Annotated in this window: 1 protein-coding gene; it reads right to left on the minus strand. The window is 44.7% G+C overall.

What is annotated here, in order from left to right:
• Positions 1-371: DEAD/DEAH box helicase (locus tag B3182_RS00300; protein WP_292751093.1), on the minus strand; the 371-nt coding region annotated here is incomplete at both ends.

Below are 371 nucleotides of genomic sequence, written 5' to 3' on the forward strand. Positions count from 1 at the left end.
GTTTCTTTAAGGATGGTTTCTACATCATCAATAAAGCCCATACGCAGCATTTCATCAGCTTCATCAAGCACTAATGCTTCAAGTTTATCCAGCTTCAATGTGCCACGACGAATGTGATCCAGAATACGACCCGGCGTACCGACAACAACTTGTGGTTTACGTTGTAATGAGCGTAATTGGATGCCCATGCTTTGACCGCCATAAATTGGCAGAATATGGAAATCTTTCAGGTGACGAGCGTAGCTTTGGATCGCTTCTGAAACCTGAATAGCCAATTCACGAGTCGGTGCTAACACCAACATTTGGGTGGCTTTGTTTTTCAGATCTATACGGCTTAACAGCGGTAAGGCAAAGGCAGCGGTTTTACCGGT

It is taken from the genome of Methylophaga sp. UBA4204, assembly GCF_002379485.1.
In the GTDB taxonomy this organism is placed as follows: domain Bacteria; phylum Pseudomonadota; class Gammaproteobacteria; order Nitrosococcales; family Methylophagaceae; genus Methylophaga.